This window comes from Pseudomonas sp. So3.2b (genome assembly GCF_019464415.1).
Taxonomy (GTDB): Bacteria; Pseudomonadota; Gammaproteobacteria; order Pseudomonadales; family Pseudomonadaceae; genus Aquipseudomonas; species Aquipseudomonas shahriarae.
In genome coordinates this window covers 2,529,467-2,550,179 of sequence record NZ_CP080494.1, presented here as the reverse complement: position 1 = coordinate 2,550,179, position 20,713 = coordinate 2,529,467, and the positions used below count along the sequence as shown (strand labels likewise).

Annotated in this window: 14 protein-coding genes; 8 read left to right on the top strand and 6 right to left on the bottom strand. The window is 62.2% G+C overall.

All coding sequences use genetic code 11. The features are described from left to right. Window positions 1-86 precede the first annotated feature (86 nt). Window positions 87-890 (top strand): 2,5-didehydrogluconate reductase DkgB, encoded by an 804-nt coding sequence (gene dkgB, locus K1X80_RS11390; RefSeq protein WP_120732522.1) that lies wholly within the window; start codon window positions 87-89, stop codon window positions 888-890. Window position 891: 1 nt separating this feature from the next. On the opposite strand, the gene K1X80_RS11385 is transcribed toward dkgB, so the two are convergent. The 5 genes from K1X80_RS11385 to K1X80_RS11365 form a co-directional block, all read right to left on the bottom strand. Then, window positions 892-1,326 (bottom strand): chemotaxis protein CheY, encoded by a 435-nt coding sequence (locus tag K1X80_RS11385; RefSeq protein ID WP_120732520.1) that lies wholly within the window; start codon window positions 1,324-1,326, stop codon window positions 892-894. Between the two features lie 134 nt (window positions 1,327-1,460). Further along, window positions 1,461-5,099 carry a transporter substrate-binding domain-containing protein gene (locus tag K1X80_RS11380; protein WP_057959181.1) on the bottom strand — a complete coding sequence of 1,213 codons (3,639 nt, stop codon included), beginning with the start codon at window positions 5,097-5,099 and terminating at the stop codon, window positions 1,461-1,463. Window position 5,100: 1 nt separating this feature from the next. Further along, window positions 5,101-5,727 carry a response regulator transcription factor gene (locus tag K1X80_RS11375; RefSeq protein WP_057439085.1) on the bottom strand — a complete coding sequence of 209 codons (627 nt, stop codon included), beginning with the start codon at window positions 5,725-5,727 and terminating at the stop codon, window positions 5,101-5,103. Between the two features lie 325 nt (window positions 5,728-6,052). Further along, window positions 6,053-6,769: an MgtC/SapB family protein gene (locus tag K1X80_RS11370; protein ID WP_057444753.1), complete on the bottom strand. Its 717-nt coding sequence runs from the start codon at window positions 6,767-6,769 to the stop codon at window positions 6,053-6,055. 323 nt (window positions 6,770-7,092) lie between these two features. Next, window positions 7,093-8,430, bottom strand: a complete 1,338-nt coding sequence (locus tag K1X80_RS11365; protein WP_057439138.1) for a lysine N(6)-hydroxylase/L-ornithine N(5)-oxygenase family protein — start codon at window positions 8,428-8,430, stop codon at window positions 7,093-7,095. 386 nt (window positions 8,431-8,816) lie between these two features. Here K1X80_RS11365 and K1X80_RS11360 point away from each other — a divergent pair, with 386 nt between their 5' ends. The 3 genes from K1X80_RS11360 to K1X80_RS11350 are packed head-to-tail and all read left to right on the top strand — an operon-like array spanning window position 8,817 to window position 13,371. Next, window positions 8,817-9,989 (top strand): efflux RND transporter periplasmic adaptor subunit, encoded by a 1,173-nt coding sequence (locus tag K1X80_RS11360; RefSeq protein WP_128593405.1) that lies wholly within the window; start codon window positions 8,817-8,819, stop codon window positions 9,987-9,989. Further along, window positions 9,990-11,957 carry a MacB family efflux pump subunit gene (locus K1X80_RS11355; protein WP_198792332.1) on the top strand — a complete coding sequence of 656 codons (1,968 nt, stop codon included), beginning with the start codon at window positions 9,990-9,992 and terminating at the stop codon, window positions 11,955-11,957. Between the two features lie 7 nt (window positions 11,958-11,964). Further along, window positions 11,965-13,371, top strand: coding sequence for an efflux transporter outer membrane subunit (locus K1X80_RS11350; RefSeq protein ID WP_128593404.1), 1,407 nt, complete (start codon window positions 11,965-11,967; stop codon window positions 13,369-13,371). 71 nt (window positions 13,372-13,442) lie between these two features. Here the strand turns inward: K1X80_RS11350 and K1X80_RS11345 are convergent, their stop codons facing one another. Beyond that, window positions 13,443-15,071 carry a hypothetical protein gene (locus tag K1X80_RS11345; protein WP_057959176.1) on the bottom strand — a complete coding sequence of 543 codons (1,629 nt, stop codon included), beginning with the start codon at window positions 15,069-15,071 and terminating at the stop codon, window positions 13,443-13,445. A gap of 263 nt (window positions 15,072-15,334) precedes the next feature. On the opposite strand from K1X80_RS11345, the gene pvdM reads away from it, so the two are divergent. The 4 genes from pvdM (at window position 15,335) to K1X80_RS11325 (ending at window position 20,661) form a co-directional block, all read left to right on the top strand. After that, window positions 15,335-16,696, top strand: coding sequence for a pyoverdine-tailoring dipeptidase-like protein PvdM (gene pvdM / locus K1X80_RS11340; protein ID WP_115127934.1), 1,362 nt, complete (start codon window positions 15,335-15,337; stop codon window positions 16,694-16,696). Continuing rightward, window positions 16,693-17,964, top strand: coding sequence for an aminotransferase class V-fold PLP-dependent enzyme (locus tag K1X80_RS11335; protein ID WP_120732508.1), 1,272 nt, complete (start codon window positions 16,693-16,695; stop codon window positions 17,962-17,964). The genes pvdM and K1X80_RS11335 overlap by 4 nt, the downstream gene beginning before the upstream one ends. Before the next feature lie 30 nt (window positions 17,965-17,994). Continuing rightward, entirely contained in the window at window positions 17,995-18,873 is an 879-nt protein-coding gene (locus tag K1X80_RS11330) for a formylglycine-generating enzyme family protein (protein WP_057439090.1), read from the top strand. 138 nt (window positions 18,874-19,011) lie between these two features. Then, window positions 19,012-20,661 (top strand): cyclic peptide export ABC transporter, encoded by a 1,650-nt coding sequence (locus K1X80_RS11325; RefSeq protein WP_057959172.1) that lies wholly within the window; start codon window positions 19,012-19,014, stop codon window positions 20,659-20,661. Window positions 20,662-20,713: the final 52 nt, after the last annotated feature.

Here is a 20,713-nt window from a genome sequence, read left to right as displayed (position 1 = left end):
GAGTCATTTGAACAAGCATGGGTGTTTCGCCTGGCGCCGGCAGCCGATACTCAACGCCATTGTCCATGCCACAACAGGAGTCACACATGTCTATTCCCGCATTCGGCCTTGGCACTTTCCGCCTGCAGGGCCAGGTGGTCATCGATTCCGTCAGCACCGGCCTCGATCTCGGCTACCGGGTCATCGACACCGCGCAGATCTACGACAATGAAGCCGAGGTCGGCCAGGCCATCGCTGCCAGCGGTATCCCACGCGATGAACTGTTCATCACCAGCAAGATCTGGATCGCCAATTTTGCCGAAGGCCAGTTGATCCCCAGCCTCAATGAAAGCCTGCGCAAGCTCCAGACCGACTACCTGGACCTGACCCTGATCCATTGGCCGTCGCCAGAAAACCAGGTACCCGTCGCCGAGTTCATGGGGCAGTTGCTGGAAGCCAAGCGCCTGGGCCTGACCCGGCAGATCGGCATCTCCAACTTCACCGTAGCGCTGATGGAAGAAGCCATCGCCGCCGTCGGTGCCGAGAATATCGCCACCCACCAGATCGAGCTGCACCCCTACCTGCAAAACCGTAAGGTGGTGGATTTCGCCACGCGTCACGGTATCCAGATTACGTCCTACATGACCCTGGCCTACGGCGAAGTGCTGAAAGACCCGGTGATCCAGGCAATCGCCACACGCCACCAGGCCACACCGGCACAGGTCGCCCTGGCCTGGGCCATGCAGCTGGGGTATGCGGTGATTCCGTCCTCGACCCAGCGCGCCAACCTGCAGAGCAACCTCAAGGCTGTGCAACTGACGTTGAGCCAAGCCGATATGGCGCAAATCGAAGGCCTTGAGCGCGGCCATCGCCTGACCAGCCCCAAGGGTATTGCGCCGCAGTGGGACTGAGCTAAACCGCCGGGTTGCGCGCCAACTCCCGCAGCCAGGGCAAGACCCGCAAGCCACTGGCCGGTGACGGCGGGTCGACGATGTCCATAAAGTGTTCCAGGGTGATGCTGTCGGGCGCTCCCGGCAAACGCACCAGGGCCAGGGGCACCACGCAAGCAGGCGGCCCCAGGTCCTGGTCGTCATACACCAGCACATGGCGCACCTGCGGATGTTGCTGCTGGAACGCCAATGCGCCGCCCGCGGCGGCGGCCAGGCCGGCATGGATAATCAACACGTCAAATGGCTCAGCCGGGATATCCGTCAGGATCAGCACTTCATCGAAGGTCTGCACCGGGACGATCCGGTAATAGCCCAGTTGGTTGAGCATTTTTTCGATGTGCAACCGTTGCAGGTGCCGTTCATCGGCAATCAGGATGGTCAGTGCTTTGGTTGGCATCGCAAGTCCCTGAGCAGGCATCGCTCGCGGAAGGAAGGAGCGGCCTACTTTTCCAGACATATTTCGACGAAAAAATCAGCGTAGTTCCCTCTACATGTAGGAGTTCTCCCAAATTCCCTGCGCCGGACCTGCCTCTATGCCTGGTTGCAGTAATCCGTCAGGGCTTGATGCAATTGATCAATGGCCTCTTGCACAGCCGCCACTGCACAAACCAGTGCCTCGGGATCGCGCTGTTCACAAGCCGCTTCCAGCGCTTCGCAGTGGTTCACCAAGGTCTGCGCCTCGACCAGACGCGCCCCGCCCTTGGTCCTGTGGGCCAGGTCGTGTAGCTGGGCGTAGTCGTGCTTTTCAAGCAATGCCTGAAGTTGCGTACGGTCTGCAGCAAGGCTGTCGAGCAGTTGTGCCAGCAGTTCCTTGACGGCCCCCGTGTCGGAGCCGGTCAGCTTCAACAAGCGGCTCAAGTCGAGGGCCTTGACCGGGTCCGCCTGCACCGGCTCATTGACCGAAGGCATGGCCGTGCGAGAAGCCAGTGCGGCATGCAGGTCCTCAAGCCCGGTGGGTTTGAACAGGCAGCCGTCCATCCCCGCCGCCAGGCAACGCTCGGTTTCCTCCGGCTGCGCATTGGCGGTAAACCCCAGCAACAGGCAAGGGGCCAAGCCGCGGGCCCGCTCATCGGCACGGATGTCTCGGGCCAGCTCATAGCCATTTTTCAGCGGCATGTTGCAGTCGGTGATCACCCCGTCAAAACGCTCGGTCTGCCAACGCTCCAGGCCCTGCACACCATCGTTGGCGGTAGTGATCCGGTGCCCCAGGAAACTCAGTTGGCGGGTCAGCAATTGACGATTGGCGGGGTAGTCGTCCACCACCAGGATATTCAACGCATGGGCTGGCGGCGCCTCCAGGGCAACCGGTTCGGACGGTGCGCTGGCCGAGGTGGCCACCGCCAATGGCAGTGTGACCTCGACCCGTGTGCCCTGCCCCAGCACGCTGCTCAATTTCAGCTGGCCCCCCATCATTTCACACAGGCTGCGGCTGATCACCAACCCAAGCCCTGAGCCACTACGCGCCGACTGGTCAGTGTTACGCCCTTGAATAAACGGGTTGAACAGGCGCATCTGGTCCTCGACGCTGATCCCGATGCCGCTGTCCTCTATCACCAGCCGCAGGCTCAGGTAACCATTGGCAACTGCCGGCGAGCCACTGGCACTCAAGCGCACATGGCCCTGGGCGGTGAACTTGATGGCATTGCTCAACAGGTTAGAGACCACTTGCTTGAAGCGCAGCGGATCAATCAACACGTAGCGATCGACCAGCGGGTCCAGCTCCACCTGCAACACCAGGCCCTTGGTGCGCGCCAGCCCTTCGAAGATTCGCCCCACCGAAACCAGCAGCTCGCGCAGGTTCGACGGCTCCAGGGTCAGGGACAAGTGGCCGGATTCAATCCGCGCGATATCGAGAATATCGCCGATCAATTCCAGCATGCCGCGCGAAGCGTCGGAAGCCACTGCCAGGGCGTCATGGTCGATACGCCCTTGCTCGGCATTTTTCAAGGCCAGTTCGATCATGCCGATCACCGCATTCATCGGCGTGCGGATCTCATGGCTCATGGTCGCCAGGAAGGTGGTCTTGGCGCGGTTGGCGGCGTCGGCCCCTTCCTTGGCCTCCTGCAACTGCCCCAGCAAACGCTGGCGCTCGCTGACATCGACCCAGCCGGCAATCATGCCCACGACCCTTTCGTCCCCGTCACGGTACGGCAGCATCCAGTGATAAATGGTCAGGGTCGCGCCGCCGGGCACCTTGAGTACCCGGTCGTGAATCTGCGGTTCGCCGCGCTCCATCAAGCGCAAGTAGTCTTCATGGTAGGACTGGGCCTGGGGCTGGTTCCCCGTGTCGGTCTCCATCACGGTCTTACCGATCACGTCTTCAAGGCGGAAGCCGAAAACATTGAGATAGGCGCTGTTACAGGCCATCAACCGCCCCAGGCGATCACGCACGTAGATCGGGTGCGGCGTACCGTCGATCAGCACGCTCATAAAGCGCATCTGGTCGCTCAGGGCGCGCTCGGCCTGGGCACGTTTGCGGATCAGGCTGCGCAGGTAAATGGCCCAGCCCAGGGTGATCAGCAACAACACGGCGGCCAGGGAGAAGCCCTGGATAATCGTGTTGCGGTGGCGTAGCCAATAGCTGTCATCGATCAACAACTCGCTGCGCCAGCGGTTGGTCAACTCATCCATCTCCTGGGGGGTGATGCTCAATAGCGCCTTGTCCAGGATCGAATACAACTCCAATTGGCCGCGCCCCACGCCAAAGGCGATTCGCGCCGGCTGCGAGCCCACCGTACTGGTGATGCGCAGGCGGTCACGGTATTGATGGGCAATCATGTAGCGCGCAATGATCAGTGCGTTGACCGTGGCATCGACACCCCCGCTGGCGACCAAAGCCATGCCCTGCGCGGAATTCTCCACGTTCACCAACAGAACGTTGGGGTAGTCGCGGCTGATGATTTCCCGCTGCACGCTACTGCCAATGACCGCCAGGCGCTTGCCCGCCATATCGTCGAGTGTGACCGGTGTGCTGCCATCGTCACGCGTGATCAGCACGAATGGGTTGCTCAAATAGGGCCGGGAAAAACGAACCTTTTCCTCGCGAGCCACACTCGGTGTGATGAACGCGATCATCTCTGCCTCGCCATCGCTGACCTGCTGGATTTGACGGGGCAACGAACCTGCGCGCACCACATCGAACTTCAAGCCCGTACGCAGGCTGATCTGGGCCAGGACATCGGCACTCAAGCCCCGGAATTGCCCTCGATCATTGAAAAACGACAACGGCAGGAACTTGTCCAGTGCCGTCACCCTGACCCTTGGATGCTTGTCCAGCCAGCGCTGTTCACTGTCGCTCAGACGCAGGCGTTCACGGCCAACGATCCCCAGATTACCGGCACTCCAGCGGCGCAGGATCTCCATCTGTTCATCGGCCGGAATCACCGCCAGTGCCGCATTGATGATATGCAGCAGCCGGATATTGTCCCGGGCAAGCGCGAACGCGAAAGGGTTGACCTCCAAGCTGGAAAAGTCCGCCATCCGCACGTTGTTGAGGTTGTTCTTGTTAATCAGATAGTTGGTGCTGATTGCATCGCCCAGATAGACATCCGCCTGGCTAAAGGCCACGGCCCCAATCGCCTCGAAAGTCGACGGGTAGGTCTGCAAGGAGGCATTGGGATAAAAGGCCGCTACCACCTCGGGCTGCATGTAGTGGGAGAGCATGGCCAGGCGTTTACCGTCGAGATCGGCACTCAGCGCCTGACTGTCATCAATACGCGTCACCAGGGTTGGCTGGTCGTTGGCGTACGAGCGCGAAAGCGCCAACTGAGGGTCCGCCGCCTCATAGCCATTGGCCGTGCCTACAAAGTCCACCTCGCCGCGTTTAAGGGCTGCAATGAGTCGATCCCGGTGCTCGTAACACTGCACCTGGATCGGGATGCCGAGTAGCTCAGCGAGCAGCGCCGCATAATCAGCGGTGATCCCCTCCAGTTCGCCGTTGCTGCCCGTCACATCGAAGGGGACATAGTCGGGGGCGGAAACCCCCATCACCAATGTGCGGCGCTCGCGCAGCCAGCGCCAGTCCGCCTCATCCAGGTTCACTTGCAGCGTGTCAAGGGTGGAGTGCCCCAGCAAACGCAGTGGGTGTGGCTCACCCTGAGCCACACTGACGGTGAGCGCCAGACCCACCAGCCAGAGTGCGGTGAGCCATTTCCCCAGAGATCTCGACATGTCAGATCAGATGATTACGCTGGGCGAACTTGGATAAGTGCACCACCGACGACATACGCAGTTTCTCCTTCAACCGGGTTTTATAAGTACTGATGGTCTTGTGACTCAACAGCATGTCCTTGGCGATTTCATTGTTGCCCAAACCCAGGGCCAACTTCTGTAGCACCATCAACTCCCGGTCAGAGAGTGCTTCTACCAGTTGCTGTTCCGTGGTTTGCAAGTCGTCCTTGCGTACGGAACTGGTGGGCAGGCTGGGGAAGCAGCTGTAGTTGGACATGACGGCCTTGATGGCTTTTTGTAGCTCATCCAGCTCGCCGGTTTTCGCGACAAACCCCATCGCCCCGGCCCGCATGCAACGCGTCGAAAAAAACACCGCCAGATAGGAGGTCAGGACCAGTATTTTGCAGGGCAGGCCCAAGGCCTTGATCCGGCTGATCACTTCCAGCCCGCCCAGCTTGGGCATGGCCAGGTCGAGAATGACCAGGTCTGGCCGTTCCTCCCTGGCAATCTGTAATGCATCGGCACCATTGGCAGCCTCGAAAATCTTCTCGAAGCCCTCCTGGCGCAACAGGTACTTGACGGTTGCACGAATGAACGGATGATCATCCACAATTAGCGCTTTGCTCATGCGACTCCCTGGCAGAACACCACGACTGTTTAGTTGCTTCATTGGCGACCACTCATTTCAGGGCGCCAATACCCTTACACATCACACGAAACCCCTGTACCTGTGAGAAGTACCAGTTCCGACCAGCGGTACTGTCTACACAGAACGTTTCAACGGAATTTGGTTAGGTGCAACGGCTCAACATTAACAACGGAATGATGTTTCGCCCGAAGGGAAAATCCGGCGCATATGTAGGATTAATCCTCACTAAAGCGTAGTCAAAATCACCGAAAAAAACCGCCCCCCATGACGGGGGCAGCTTTTCCAGCCGAACAGAGAGGGATTGTCAATCAGTGGTGCTGGGACTCCAGAAGGCTTGCACCACCAGGGTCGACTGGGAGATCCGCGCCACCAGGGCATCCAGTTCGTCACCATCGACGGAGTTGGCCGCCAGGGTGGCCTCGATCTCCACTTCCTCACTGCCAAAGGGCCGCACATCGACATCGCTGGCCGGGTAGTTACAGCGCGCCAGTTCCGACTCCAGCAAAGCCATTACCGCCTGCTGCTGGGCACGCCGCGCAATCACGTAGAGGATATTGGTGACCTCCGCCGACACCACGTCCAGGGGCTGGCGGTTGATGTTGTTGACGATCGGCCGCAGCAAGGTGTTGGCCGCCAGCACAAAACAGGTGCCCAGGAACGCCTCGAGGATCAGGTCGGCACCGGCGCAGGCGCCCACGGCGGCAGAAGTCCACAGCGTCGCGGCGGTATTGAGCCCGCGTACGTTGCCCTCCTCGCGCATGATCACCCCGGCGCCGAGAAAGCCAATCCCGGACACCACATACGCCACTACCCGCACGGCCCCTTCGGCCCCGGCCAGGCGGTTGGCCATGTCGACAAAGATCGCCGCCCCCACCGCCACCAGTACATTGGTGCGCAGCCCCGCCGTGCGCTGGCGGAACTGGCGCTCAAAGCCGATCAGCCCACCCAGGATAAAGGCCGCACTGAGGCTGACCACGGTGTCGATCAAGGAATCCAGATTGATATTGTTGAGGGCTTGCATGGTAAATCTCCCTTTGATTGCCCGCAGAATCAGCGTCGAAAAAAGGGGGATCAGGCAGGAACCAGGACGGTTCGCTACCGAAAGGCCGCTTCTCGCTTGATCGGCGAGGCAACGGCATGGAGATGCGCGTCAGCTGGCCAAGCCTGGTCGACAACTGTCACTCGAAAGTCTGTTCACGAAGGTCTGCGCTATGGTTGAAAACCGGCGCAGCTTACGCCTGCAGTCTGCAGGAGGAAAGTGACAGCGCGGCGAATCGGCGGGTTCTTCAGCAAGGGTTCAGCCAGGGTCGCCCCCGCAGGCGCGGGAGCGACCGGCAGCCGGTATCAGCTCGCGGTGGCCAGCAGCACGTCACGCACCGAACGGTCCTGGCCGCGGCTGCGATCATGTTCATGCAGCGACGCGGCAATCTCGTCGGCGCGAATCGGCAGGATCGACAGCAAGGTATCGCTCAAACCATGGCTGGCCTGGCTGAAGCCCTGCATGTAGATACCCGCCTTGCAACGCTCGTCGGTGACCACGCGGTAGTCGCGGTTCACTTCAAAGTCACCCATATAGGCCTCGAGCGGCGCCAGCAACTGGCGATGCATCTGGCGCTCATAGCCGGTGGCCAGGACCACCGCATCGTAGTGATTGAGCACCGTCTCACCGGTGGCGTTATGGCGCACCAGCAACTCGATGCCCAGGGGCCCGGCGCTGGCTTTTTCCACGGTGGTCAGGGTGCGGAAGGCGTGACGGGCGATGCCGGAGACTTTCTGGCGGTAGAAAATCCCGTAGATGCGCTCGATCAGGTCCAGGTCCACCACCGAATAGTTGGTGTTGTGGTACTCGTTGACCAGGCGCTCGCGCTCGCTGCTGGGCTGCTGGAACACCAGGTCGGTGAACTCCGGGGAGAACACTTCATTGACGAACGGGCTGTCGTCGGCAGGCTTGAGGGCCGAACCGCGCAGGATGATATCCACCTGCACCGAGGGGAAGCTGTCATTCAGATCAATAAACGCCTCGGCCGCGCTCTGCCCGCCACCGATGATTGCAATGCGCATCGGCTTGCCCTCGACACACGGCTGCTGGGCCATGCGCGCCAGGTACTGGGAATGGTGGAACACCCGTCCATCGTCCTTGAGCGCCTTGAACGCCTCGGGAATCCGTGGCGTACCACCGGCGCTGACCACCACCGAGCGCGCGGTGCGTACCAGTTGCTCGCCCTGGGCATCACGGGAGATCACCCGCAGCGCCTCGACCTGCTGCTGATGCAGGATCGGCTCGATGGCCAGCACTTCCTCGCCATAGCGGCTCTGCGCGGTAAATTGCCCGGCGACCCAGCGCAGGTAGTCGTTGTACTCCATGCGGCACGGGTAGAACGTGCCCAGGTTGATGAAGTCCACCAGACGCCCATGGACCTTGAGGTAGTTGACGAAGGAATAAGGGCTGGTGGGGTTGCGCAGGGTCACCAGGTCCTTGAGGAAGGAAATCTGCAGTTCGCTCTGGCTCACCAGGGTATTGCCGTGCCAGCGGTAGTCGGCCTGCTTGTCGAGAAACAGCACATCGAGCTTGCCCTGGGCTTTCTCGCGCTCTTGCAGGGCGATGGCCAGCGCCAGGTTCGAAGGACCGAAACCAATACCGATCAGGTCGTGAACCGCGGGCGATGCAATTGCCTGTGTCATTCCAGTGTCCTCTGGATAAGCCCCGTGGCAGTGGGGCGGAAAGCCTGGGCGACCTGCTGAACAACAGGCCATGTGTTGATAGGAAACGAGGACAATGAAAAAAAATTTAAGCCCGGTGCAGGATTCGTCCGGGCAGGCGTGGCGGCGACGGCTGTGGCAATGCAGTAATGGCAGTTTGAAGTCATCTAACTTAGAATTATTCTCATGTGGCTTTAAACAGACTGGTAAACGCGCTCGAATACTGGCGTTTCGCCCAGCTGTAACGCCGTATGTAAGCACTTAAATTTCAGGGCAAATACCTCGTTTACCTGACAGCTTCCCGCTTCTGTCTCTGCCCTCAAGGGCGTTTGAGCAGCGGTCCGAACTTTCCTGGCTGGAACCCGTGCATGAACCGTCCTCGACACACCCGGCGCGCGCTGCTGGCAGCACTTTGCCTGATCCCCGTGGTCGCCTTCGCCGCCTGGCAACTGATCCCGCCCGGCCGCGATCAGTTCGCCACCCTGGAAGTGCGCCGGGGCGATATCGAAAGCAGCGTGACCGCCCTCGGCACCCTGCAACCACGGCGTTACGTGGATGTCGGCGCGCAGGCGTCCGGGCAGATCCGCAAGATTCACGTTGAAGCCGGCGCCCAGGTCAAGCAAGGCGATCTGCTGGTAGAGATCGATCCGGCCACCCAACAGGCCAAGCTCGACGCCACCCGTTATTCCATCGCCAATCTGCAGGCGCAACTGCAGGAGCAGCACGCGCAAAACCGCCTGGCACAGCAGAAATACCAGCGCCAGCAACGCCTGGCCGCCGGTGGCGCGACCCGCGATGAAGACGTGCAGACCGCCCAGGCCGAACTGGACGCCACCCAGGCGCGCATCAACATGTTCAAGGCGCAGATCAGCCAGGCCCAGGCCACGCTGCGGGTTGATCAGGCCGAGCTGGGCTACACGCGCATCTATGCACCGATTTCCGGCACGGTAGTCGCCGTGGATGCCCGCGAAGGCCAGACCCTCAACAGCCAGCAGCAGACGCCGCTGATTTTGCGCATCGCCAACCTGTCACCCATGACCGTCTGGGCGGAAGTTTCGGAAGCCGATATCGGCCATGTCAAACCGGGCATGCAGGCGTATTTCACCACCCTGAGCGGTGGCAACCGGCGCTGGACCAGCACTGTGCGCCAGATCCTGCCGGTGCCACCCAAGCCCCTCAACGAAACCAGCCAGGGCGGCGGCAGCCCCAGCAGCTCGAGCAAAAGCGGCAGCGGCCGGGTGGTGCTGTACACCGTGCTGCTGGATGTGGATAACGCCGATAACGCACTGATGGCGGAAATGACCGCCCAGGTGTTTTTCGTCGCCAGCCGCGTCACCGATGCGCTGACTGCGCCCGTCGCGGCCCTGCAAGGCAGCACCCGGCCCGACACGCAACTGGCGCGAGTGGTGGCCAAGGACGGCAGCATCGAAGACCGTGAAGTACGGGTGGGGATCAGCGACCGCCTGCGCATCCAGATCCTCGATGGCCTCAACGAAGGCGATCACCTGCTGATCGGCCCCGCCGAAAGCAGCGGAGGCTGAATGTTGACGCCGCTGATCGAACTTCGGGATATCCGCAAATCCTACGGTGGCGGTGATACGCCCCAGGTCGACGTATTGCGCGGGATCGACCTGTCGATCCATGCCGGGGAATTCGTGGCGATTGTCGGGGCCTCCGGCTCAGGCAAGTCGACCTTGATGAATATCCTCGGCTGCCTCGACCGCCCCACCGTCGGCCAATACCTGTTCGCCGGGGAAAACGTCGCGCAACTGGACACCGACGAACTGGCCTGGCTGCGCCGCGAAGCCTTTGGTTTTGTGTTCCAGGGCTACCACCTGATCCCGTCCGGCTCGGCCCAGGAAAACGTCGAGATGCCGGCGATCTATGCCGGCACGCCGGCCGCCGAACGCCATGCCCGCGCCGCCGCCCTGCTCACCCGCCTGGGCCTGGCCGGGCGCACCGGCAACCGCCCGCACCAGTTGTCCGGAGGCCAGCAACAACGGGTGTCGATTGCCCGAGCCTTGATGAACGGCGGGCATATCATCCTCGCCGACGAACCCACCGGCGCCCTCGACAGCCATAGCGGCGCCGAGGTCATGACCCTGCTCGACGAACTGGCCAGCCAGGGGCACGTGGTGATCCTGATCACCCACGACCGCGAAGTGGCGGCCAGGGCCAAGCGCATCATCGAGATCCGCGACGGCCTGATCATCAGCGACACCCCCAACTCCCACGCAGACACCGACGCCAACCCCAAGGCCTTGCAGGCCGTGGACCTGCGCCAACGCCTGGCCGATGGCGCCGAGCACAATGGCGCGTGGAAAGGCGAACTGCTGGACGCGGTACAAGCAGCCTGGCGGGTCATGTGGATCAACCGTTTCCGCACCGCGCTGACCCTGCTGGGGATCATTATTGGCGTGGCCTCGGTGGTGGTGATGCTGGCCGTGGGCGAAGGCAGCAAGCGCCAGGTCATGGCGCAGATGGGCGCCTTCGGCTCCAATATCCTCTATGTCAGTGGCTCGGCGCCCAACCCGCGGACGCCGCCCGGCATTATCACCATGAACGACGTCAGCGCCATGGCTGCCCTGCCCCAGGTCAAGCGCATCATGCCGGTCAACGGCGCGGAAGCCGGGGTGCGCTTCGGCAATGTCGACCACATGGCCTATGTCGGCGGCAACGACACCAACTTCCCGGCGATCTTCAACTGGCCGGTCGTCGAGGGCAGCTACTTCACCGAAGCCGACGAACGCAGCGCCGCCACCGTCGCGGTGATTGGCAAACGGGTGCGCGACAAGCTGTTCAAGGACCTGCCGAGCCCCATCGGCCAATACATCCTCATCGAAAACGTGCCGTTCCAGGTGATCGGCGTCCTCGCCGAAAAAGGCGCCAGCTCCGGCGACAAGGACAGCGACGACCGTATCGCCATCCCCTACTCCGCCGCGAGTATCCGCCTGTTTGGCACCTACAACCCCGAATATGTAGTGATTGCCGCCGCCGACGCACGCAAGGTGCATGAAGCGGAAAAAGCCATCGACCAACTGCTGCTGCGCCTGCACAACGGCAAGCGGGATTTCGAACTGACCAACAACGCCGCGATGATCCAGGCCGAGGCCCGCACCCAGAACACCCTGTCGCTGATGCTCGGCTCGATTGCCGCCATCTCGCTGCTGGTGGGCGGCATTGGCGTGATGAATATCATGCTGATGACCGTGCGCGAACGCACCCGGGAAATCGGCATCCGCATGGCCACCGGCGCCCGGCAGCGGGACATCCTGCGCCAGTTCCTCACCGAAGCGGTGATGCTCACGGTGGTCGGCGGGGTGGCGGGGATCGGCCTGGCCCTGCTGGTCGGCGGCGCGCTGATCCTCAGCAGCGTGGCCGTCGCCTTTTCGCTGCCAGCCGCCCTTGGCGCCTTCGTCTGCGCGCTGGTCACCGGCGTCATCTTCGGCTTTATGCCAGCCCGCAAAGCAGCCCGGCTCGACCCGGTCACGGCCCTTACCAGTGAATGATCGCCCTATGAAAGCGCACTTGACCCTCGTTGCCGCCAGCCTGCTGCTGGCCGCGTGCAGCAGCCCGGCGCAGCGCCCGGAGAGCGGTTTGCAGCCACCGCCCGCGTGGGACACGGCGAGCAAGGCCCAGGCCCAGCACGTCAACCAGCAATGGTGGACGGCATTTGCCAGTCCGCAACTCGACCAATTGATCGAACAGGCCCGCGCCGGCAGTTACGACCTGGCCAGCGCCATGGCCCGGGTACGCCAGGCCCAGGCCAGCGCGGTGGTCGCCGGCGCGCCCTTGCTGCCCGCGCTCACCGGCGGGCTCAACGCCAGCCGGCAGAAACAGCTGCGTGGCACGGGCAACAACCCACCGCAGAGCAACAGTAACAAAGACGCGGGGGACTACTTCAGTACAAACCTCACCGCCACCTACGAAATCGACTTCTGGGGCGGCAAGCGTGCTGCACGCGACAGCGCGGAACTGGCCGTGCGCGCCAGCGAATTCGAGCGCGCCACGGTGGAGTTGACCCTGCTAAGCGGCGTGGCCACGACCTACACCCAACTGCTGGCACTGCATGAACAACAGCGTATCGCCGAACTGAACCTGGCCAATGCGCAAAGCGTCCTGAAACTGGTGCAGACCCGCCATGACGCCGGCTCTGCCACCCAGCTGGAACTTGCGCAGCAAAAGAGCCTGGTCGCCGCGCAACAACGGCAGCTGCCAGAAGTCCGTCAACGCACCGAAGCCGCCCGGATCAGCCTGGCCGCCCTGCTCGGCCAACCGGTACAGACCCTGCAATTTACCGATCAATCCTTTGACCAACTGCGCTGGCCCAGCATTGCCGCCGGAGTACCCAGCGACCTGCTCAGCCGTCGCCCGGACATCGCCAGCGCCGAAGCACAACTGGCGGCGGCCCAGGCCGACATCATCGTCGCCCGCGCCGCCATGCTGCCCACAGTCACCCTGACCGCCAACCTCGGCTCCGGCGCCAATCGCACTGCCGATATGCTGCGCAACCCGTTCTACAACCTTGCGGGCGGGCTGGTCGCGCCAATCTTCAACAACGGTCGCCTCGGCGCCGAACGCGACAGAGCGACGGCACGCCAGGATGAATTGCTGCACACCTATCGCGGGGCGATCATCAATGGCTTTGCCGATGTGGAAAAGGCCCTGAGCAGCATTCGCCAGCTCGACGAACAACGCCAGTGGCAGCGTGAGGAGTTGAGCCAGGCACAGACCGCCTTCCGCATCGCCCAAAGCCGTTATGAGGCCGGCGCGGAAGACTTGCTGACGGTGCTGGAAACCCAGCGCACACTGTATGCCGCCCAGGACCTGAACGTGCAACTGCGCCAGGCGCGGCTGGAGGCCAGTGTGGCGCTGTACAAGGCGCTGGGTGGAGGCTGGCAGGCACCCGACCTTCAACGATGAAGATCTAATGTGGGAACTGGCTTGCCAGCTCCCACATGGTTTAGTGTGCATTCAGGTTGATGGCGCGTCGGTCAAATGATCCGCTCCCTGACCTTCAAATGCCGCGCATACCACGGCCGTTTCGGCACCTTGCGGAACAAGTCCTGTAACTTGTCATCATCAGCGCCAAAGGTGATGCGCAAGGCCAGCTTCATGGTTTCCGGATCCATCTCCACGGTGCGCCCCATCTGCAATCCCGGGGTGGTACTGCAACCATGGGTGTCCGGCCCCAGCCACGGATCACCCACCTCGACCCAGCGCCCCGGCGCAAACCACGGCACACCGTTGACCTCCAGGCGGCTCAGTTCACCCGGGTGAAAGCGCTCATGGGCGCGAAACCAGTCCTCGAGCCGATCATCGATCCAACCATGAAAATGCCAGAACACCGGGTTCACATGGGAGGAAAACGGATCGCCCAAAAAGTCATTCTCAGGCTCATACCAACGCGCCGCGAAGTCCGCCGGATCTCGCGCAAATGGCACGGGCGCACCATTGGAAGGATCGCGCGGCACCGAAGCCCAGCGCATATGCAACCAATCGTGCAACCCCAACTCAAGCTCCGAGCCGAACTGACCCAGAGTCAACTTGGCCAGGTAACGCGGGTCACGGTATTGCGACTCCCACACCTGGAAGTTGCTGTGATAAGTCTCGGCCGCCTTGATCTCACTGACCCACTGGGTGTACTGCTCGTCACCGCTGGCCATCCAAGTGGGTGGCAGCGCAAAGCCATCGTGATTGTCGAAGTAGCGCGCAAAACCCCGGCGATCAGCCTCAAGTGCCGGCTGCGGCCCAGGGAAACGTGGCCATGACGGCAAGTCCTGCATGGAGCGCGCAGTACCGAGCATGTGCCGATGCATAAAGAAAAAGTCGATCCCCGAACCGTTGCGGTCCTTGCGCGGGCCACGGGCGTCGCGCTCTTTATCTCGTGGCCCGGGCTGCCAGCCGATACCGCGCAGGGCATTACGCTTGTCTTCAGGGAGCTTGTGCCACTGGTCCCGCGAGGCGTGCCAGAGCTGATGAAACAGGCGGTGCTCGGGCGCAACCAACCACGCCAGCAGCGTCGGGTTCAGGCCGATACGCTCGCGGGCTTCGGGAAAAAGCTGCTTGGTAGCGACAAAACGGTTGTCCCGCTCCAGCAGCGCCAGCGGGCGGTCGAGACTGAGGATCTGCCCGCTAAGGGTGCCGCTACCGGCATTGCCGAAGCTGCCCCAGACTTCGTCCAGGCGCATCTTGAATTCATAGGCCGGCCTGCCGTCTGGCGAGTCGCGGTCAATCAGGCGCCAGTACAGCAGCGCCGCATTGCCTGGCGCCAGGTCGCCGAGCACCTGATAGCGCGGCTCACCCTCTGCGCGCAGTTGCCCGGCCGTATCCAGGTAGCCACGCAGGCCTCGGCCACGCGGCGCAATATCAAGAAACAGTTCCAGGCCGTCGAGGGGCAAGCCTTGCAGCCCGGCATCAGCCCCTTCCAGGCGCAGGCTCCAGACACCCCGCAGGCTGTCCGCCAATTGCTGGCCGGCGGTGTCCGCCAGGTCCACCGTGGCCTCTTCGGGCGTGATGGGGAATTCCTCACGCGTCAACTCACGATGGGCATAAAAGGCCGCAGGTACGGCGGCGCCGGTCAGCGCCAGGCCTGCGATAAACCCTCGTCGAGAAATCGTCATGTTCCTACCTGTGTCAGCCTTGGAGCAGGCTTTATCCAAGCTAGAACGTTTAGCCGGGTGGCAAATTTACTGTAGGCGCCGGCTGCCCGGCGATGGCGGTCTTCCTGTCGATGCATCACTGCCTGACCCACCGCTATCGCCGGCAAGCCGGCTCCTGCAGGTGATCGTTGGCGCGCTTAAATTTCCCTGCCCATCACTCGTTCTTCCCAGATAGCAAAGGCCCCTTGCGCCTGCACCTCAAAGGCGAACCGACTGAGATGGCAATGACAAAACCACGTTCGAAAAAGGCTCTATACATCGGCCTGCCCTTGGCCCTGGCCATTGCTGCCGGCGCAGGCTTTGCCTGGGATCACTGGTTTCGCGGCAATGCCGGCTACCCGCTGGAAGTGATCAAGCAAGCCAATGAACTGCAAGATCGGTTGATCTCGTTCGACAGCCATATCACCGTGCCCCTGGACTTCGGCACCGCAGGCCATGAAGCGGACAAGGACGGCAGCGGCCAGTTCGACCTGGCCAAGGCCAGCCGCGGACGCCTGTCGGGGGCGGCGCTGACGATTTTCGGCTGGCCCGAACTGTGGAACGGCGCCAACGCGCCCCACAAACCGACTGCAGGCTTTGTCGACGAGGCCCGGCATCAGCAAGAGGTGCGCTACAAGATCATCGCCGGTATGGTCCGCGACTTTCCCAACCAGGTCGGCATTGCCTATACCCCCGCCGATTTTCGCCGCCTGCATGGCGAAGGCAAGTTTGCGATTTTTATCAGCATGCTCAACGCCTACCCGCTGGGCAATGACCTGAACCTGCTGGACATGTGGACCGCACGCGGCATGCGCATGTTCGGTTTCAGCTACATCGGCAACAACAGCTGGTCGGACTCTTCGCGCCCACTGCCGTTTTTCAACGATTCACCGGACGCCCTCGGCGGCCTTTCGGATATCGGCAAGCAAGCCGTACAGCGCCTGAACGACCTGGGCGTGATTATCGACGTATCGCAAATGTCGACCACCGCCCTCGAGCAAGTCGCCCAGCTTAGCCGCACCCCCATGGTCGCTTCCCACTCCGCGCCCCGCGCATCGGTGGATATCCCACGCAACCTCAGCGACAAAGAACTGCAACTGATCAAAAACAGCGGCGGCGTGGTGCAAGTGGTGGCCTTCGGCGGTTACCTGCGACCGTTGAGCCAGCCGATCCAGGACAAGCTCAACGCACTGCGCGCGCGTTTCGACCTACCGCCACTGCCCAACCTGGCGATGGCATTGATGCCGGGGGATCCGATCATCGCCGCCTGGCCAGAACAGAAGTTCGGTGAATACGCCAGCGAGCTCTACGCCATTCTCGAAGAGGAACCCAAGGCCAGCCTCAAGGACCTGGGGGATGCCATCGACTACACCGTGCGCAAAATCGGCATCGACCACGTCGGCATTGCCTCGGACTTCAACGAAGGCGGCGGCGTCAAAGGCTGGAACGATGTCAGCGAAGTACGCAACGTGACCGCCGAACTGATCACCCGCGGTTACTCCGAAGCCGATATCGCCAAGCTGTGGGGCGGCAATTTCCTGCGGGTGTGGGAGCAGACGCAAAAATCCGCCAAACCTGGCGTCTTGCCAAGCGAGCCGACGCCATGACCGACCGCCGTACCTTTCTCAAGCAGGCCGGCATCCTCGCCGCCAGCCTGCCGTTGGGGGCCGGCCTTGAGGCCCAGGCAGCCCCCATCCCGGCACCCGCAGACAAATGGACGGGCCTGCGCCACCTGTTCGACCAGGACCCAAGCTACATCCACTTCTCCAACTTCCTGATCACCTCACACCCAAGGCCCGTGCGCGAGGCCATCGAACGGCACCGCGCCGCCATTGACCGCAACCCCGGCCTGACCATGGACTGGGACCTGCAGGAACCCTGGAAACGCGAACGCCAGGTGCGCGAATGGGCAGGTCGTTACCTGCAAGCCAAACCCGGCCAGATCGCCCTCACCGGCAGCACCACCGAGGGCTTGGCGATGATCTACGGCGGTATCCATGTGCGGCCCGACCAGGAGATCCTCACCACCGAGCACGAGCATTTTTCCACCGACAGCATCCTGGGGTTCCGCACCCGGCGCGACGGTACTCAGGTGCGCAAGATCAAGCTGTTCGCCAACGCCAATCAAGTGTCGATCGATGAAGTGCTGGCGGCCATCGAGCGCAATATCCGCCCCAACACTCGGGTGCTGGGTATGACCTGGGTGCAATCGGGCAGCGGCGTGAAGCTGCCGATCGGCGAAATCGGCCAACTGGTCAAACGCCATAACCAGGGGCGCGAAGAAAAAGACCGCATTCTCTACGTGGTCGATGGCGTGCATGGCTTTGGCGTCGAAGACCTGGCCTTCCCCGACATGCACTGCGATTTCTTTATCGCCGGCACCCATAAATGGATGTTCGGCCCACGCGGCACCGGCCTGGTATGCGCCGCGTCAGAGCAGGTGACCACCCTCACCCCCTGCGTGCCGACCTTCTCCGAAGACAGTGATTTCGCCACCTCGTTCTCCCCCGGTGGCTATCACGCCTATGAACACCGCTGGGCGCTGGACGAGGCCTTCAAGCTGCACCTGCAACTGGGCAAGGCCCAGGTTCAGCAGCGTATCCACAGCCTCAACACCTACCTCAAGGACCGCCTGCAAGCGCGACCGAACATCGAGCTGGTCACCCCGTCCAACCCGCAGTTCTCAGCCGGCTTCAGCTTCTTTCGGGTCAAGGGCCAGGACAGTGACAAGGTGGCCGCCTACCTGATGCGCAACCGTGTGGTCAGCGACGCAGTGAACCGCGACGTCGGCCCGGTGGTGCGCACCGCACCCGGCTTGCTCAATACCGAAGATGAAGTCGACCGCTTCCTGGTCCTGCTCGACAAAGCCCTCTGACACCCTTTTTTCTTGCCCACGAGACGACTCATGAACGATGAACCGCTCACCCCGACGCTCCTCAAATCCCTGGCCCTGACGGCATTGATGGCCTGCCTGTTGCCGTCCGCCCAAGCCGCGACGCCGCCCAAGCCCGGCACCGTGTTCAAGGACTGCAAAAACTGCCCGGAAATGGTGGTGCTGCCTACCGGCACGTTCAAAATGGGCACCCCGGATGATGAAGTCGGTCGCCAGCCCGATGAAGGGCCGATGCATGACGTGACCTTCGCCAAACCCGTGGCCATCAGCCGCTTCCAGGTGCTGGCCGGCGAATGGGACCGTTACGTACAAGAAACCGGCTACAAGATGCCCGACGGCGACGACCGTCCAGGGCGCAAATGCACGGCCGGCAAACCCACCTACAAGACAAGCCCCAAACATCCGGCAGTGTGCATGGACTTTGCCGAAGCCAATGCCTATGTCGCCTGGCTGTCGAAGAAAACCGGCAAGCAGTACCGCATGGTCAGCGAGTCCCTGCGTGAATACGCCGCCCGTGGCGGCACCTCCGGCCCGTTCCCATTTCCATTCGATGAAGGCAAGGAGTACAGCATCGCCAAGCACGCCAATACCTACGGGCCGGCGGATGGTTACAGCTATACCGCACCGGCCGGCAGCTATGCGCCCAATGCGTTCGGCGTGTATGACATGCATGGCAACGTCTACGAATGGGTCGAAGACTGTGAAAACGACAGCTATGTCGGTGCGCCCAGCGATGGCAGCGCCTGGCTGACCGGGCAGTGCGAAGTGCGGCAGATTCGCGGCAACGACTGGGGCGAAGCGCCGGTGTTTTCCCGCTCCGGCAACCGCAACAGCCTCAACTCCAACGTGCGCGGCGACTGGCTGGGCTTTCGCGTGGCACGGGATCTCTGAGCCTACGCACCTCGGGACGCGGCTAAATCGCGCCCCGCCCGACTCGTCCTCCTACTATCGGCCTGCCAACGGTAAACCTCCGCGCGCAGGCCTTCACTTGCCCACAGCACGTAGCCACGTCGCGATCGAGGTAGTTTCATGACCGCAGCACCGCGCAGCGCCATTCGAGAACTCTTGAGCCTGCTCAAGCCCTATCGGCGGATTGTTATTTCTTCCATCACGCTGGGCATCATCGGCGGCCTTAGCGTCACGGCGCTGCTGGCCACGGTCAACCGCGGCCTGCACAGCGCCGACGGCATGGGCACCGGCGTGGTGCTGGCCTTCGCCGGGCTGTGCCTACTGGCCCTGCTCAGCAGTATCGGCGCCGACATCGGCACCAATTTCGTCGGTCAGAAGGTGATTGCCAAACTGCGCAAGGACCTCGGCGCCAAAGTGCTCGCCGCCCCCATCGAGCAGATCGAGCGCTACCGCACTCACCGCCTGATCCCGGTTCTGACCCACGACGTGGACACCATCAGCGACTTCGCCTTCGCCTTCGCCCCGCTGGCGATTTCTACCACGGTGATCCTGGGCTGCCTGGGCTACCTGGCGGTGCTGTCCTGGCCGATCTTCCTGATGACCCTGCTGGCCATCGGCATTGGTTCGGCGGTGCAGTACGTGGCTCAAAGCAAAGGCATCAAAGGGTTCTACGCGGCACGCGACGCCGAAGACAACCTGCAAAAACACTATTCGGCGATTGCCGAGGGTGCCAAGGAACTGCGCATCCACCGCCCACGTCGGCATGCCATGCACACCCGTAATATCCAGGGCACCGCCGACAAAATCTGCGACACCCACATCCGCTCGATCAATATCTTCGTAATTGCCAAGAGCCTGGGCTCGATGCTGTTTTTCGTGGTTATCGGTCTGGCCCTGACCCTGCAACAATTCTGGCCCAGTTCGGACCCAGCGGTGATGAGCGGCTTTGTCCTGGTGCTGCTGTACATGAAAGGTCCGCTGGAAAACCTGATCGGCAACCTGCCGATCATCAGCCGCGCGCAAATTGCCTTCCGCCGCATTGCCGACCTGTCGGAGCGTTTCTCCTCGCCGGAACCACACCTGCTGCTCGATGACGCCGACAAAACCGTGCCCGTGATGAAGCACTTGGAACTGCGCAACGTGCAGTACGCCTTCCCAACGGTCGAAGGCAGCGAGCCGTTCAAGCTCGGGCCGGTCAACCTGAGCATCGAGCCTGGGGAAATTCTGTTTATCGTCGGTGAAAACGGTTGCGGCAAGACCACCCTGATCAAGCTGCTACTGGGCCTGTACACCCCGCAGCAAGGTGAAATCCGTCTCAACGGCCTGCCCGTGGACGCCCTGGGGCTGGATGACTACCGGCAGATGTTCACCACGATTTTTGCCGACTACTTCCTGTTCGACGACCTGGTGCAGAACGACAAGGCCTTGCCCGACGACGCCACTCAATACCTGGAGCGCCTGGAAATCGCCCACAAGGTCAGCGTGCGCGACGGCGCGTTCACCACCACCGACCTGTCCACCGGGCAACGCAAGCGTCTGGCCCTGGTCAACGCCTGGCTCGACGAGCGCCCGGTGCTGGTGTTCGACGAGTGGGCGGCGGACCAGGACCCGACCTTCCGGCGGATTTTCTACACCGAGCTGCTGCCGGACCTCAAGCGCCTGGGCAAGACCATCATCGTCATCTCCCACGACGACCGTTACTTCGACGTCGCCGACCAACTGGTACGCATGCAGGCCGGCCGAGTCATCACTGAAAAAGCCTGCGCCTGACCTCCCCTGTAGCAGCCGGCTTGCCGGCTACTACAACGCTCCCCGCCTGCTA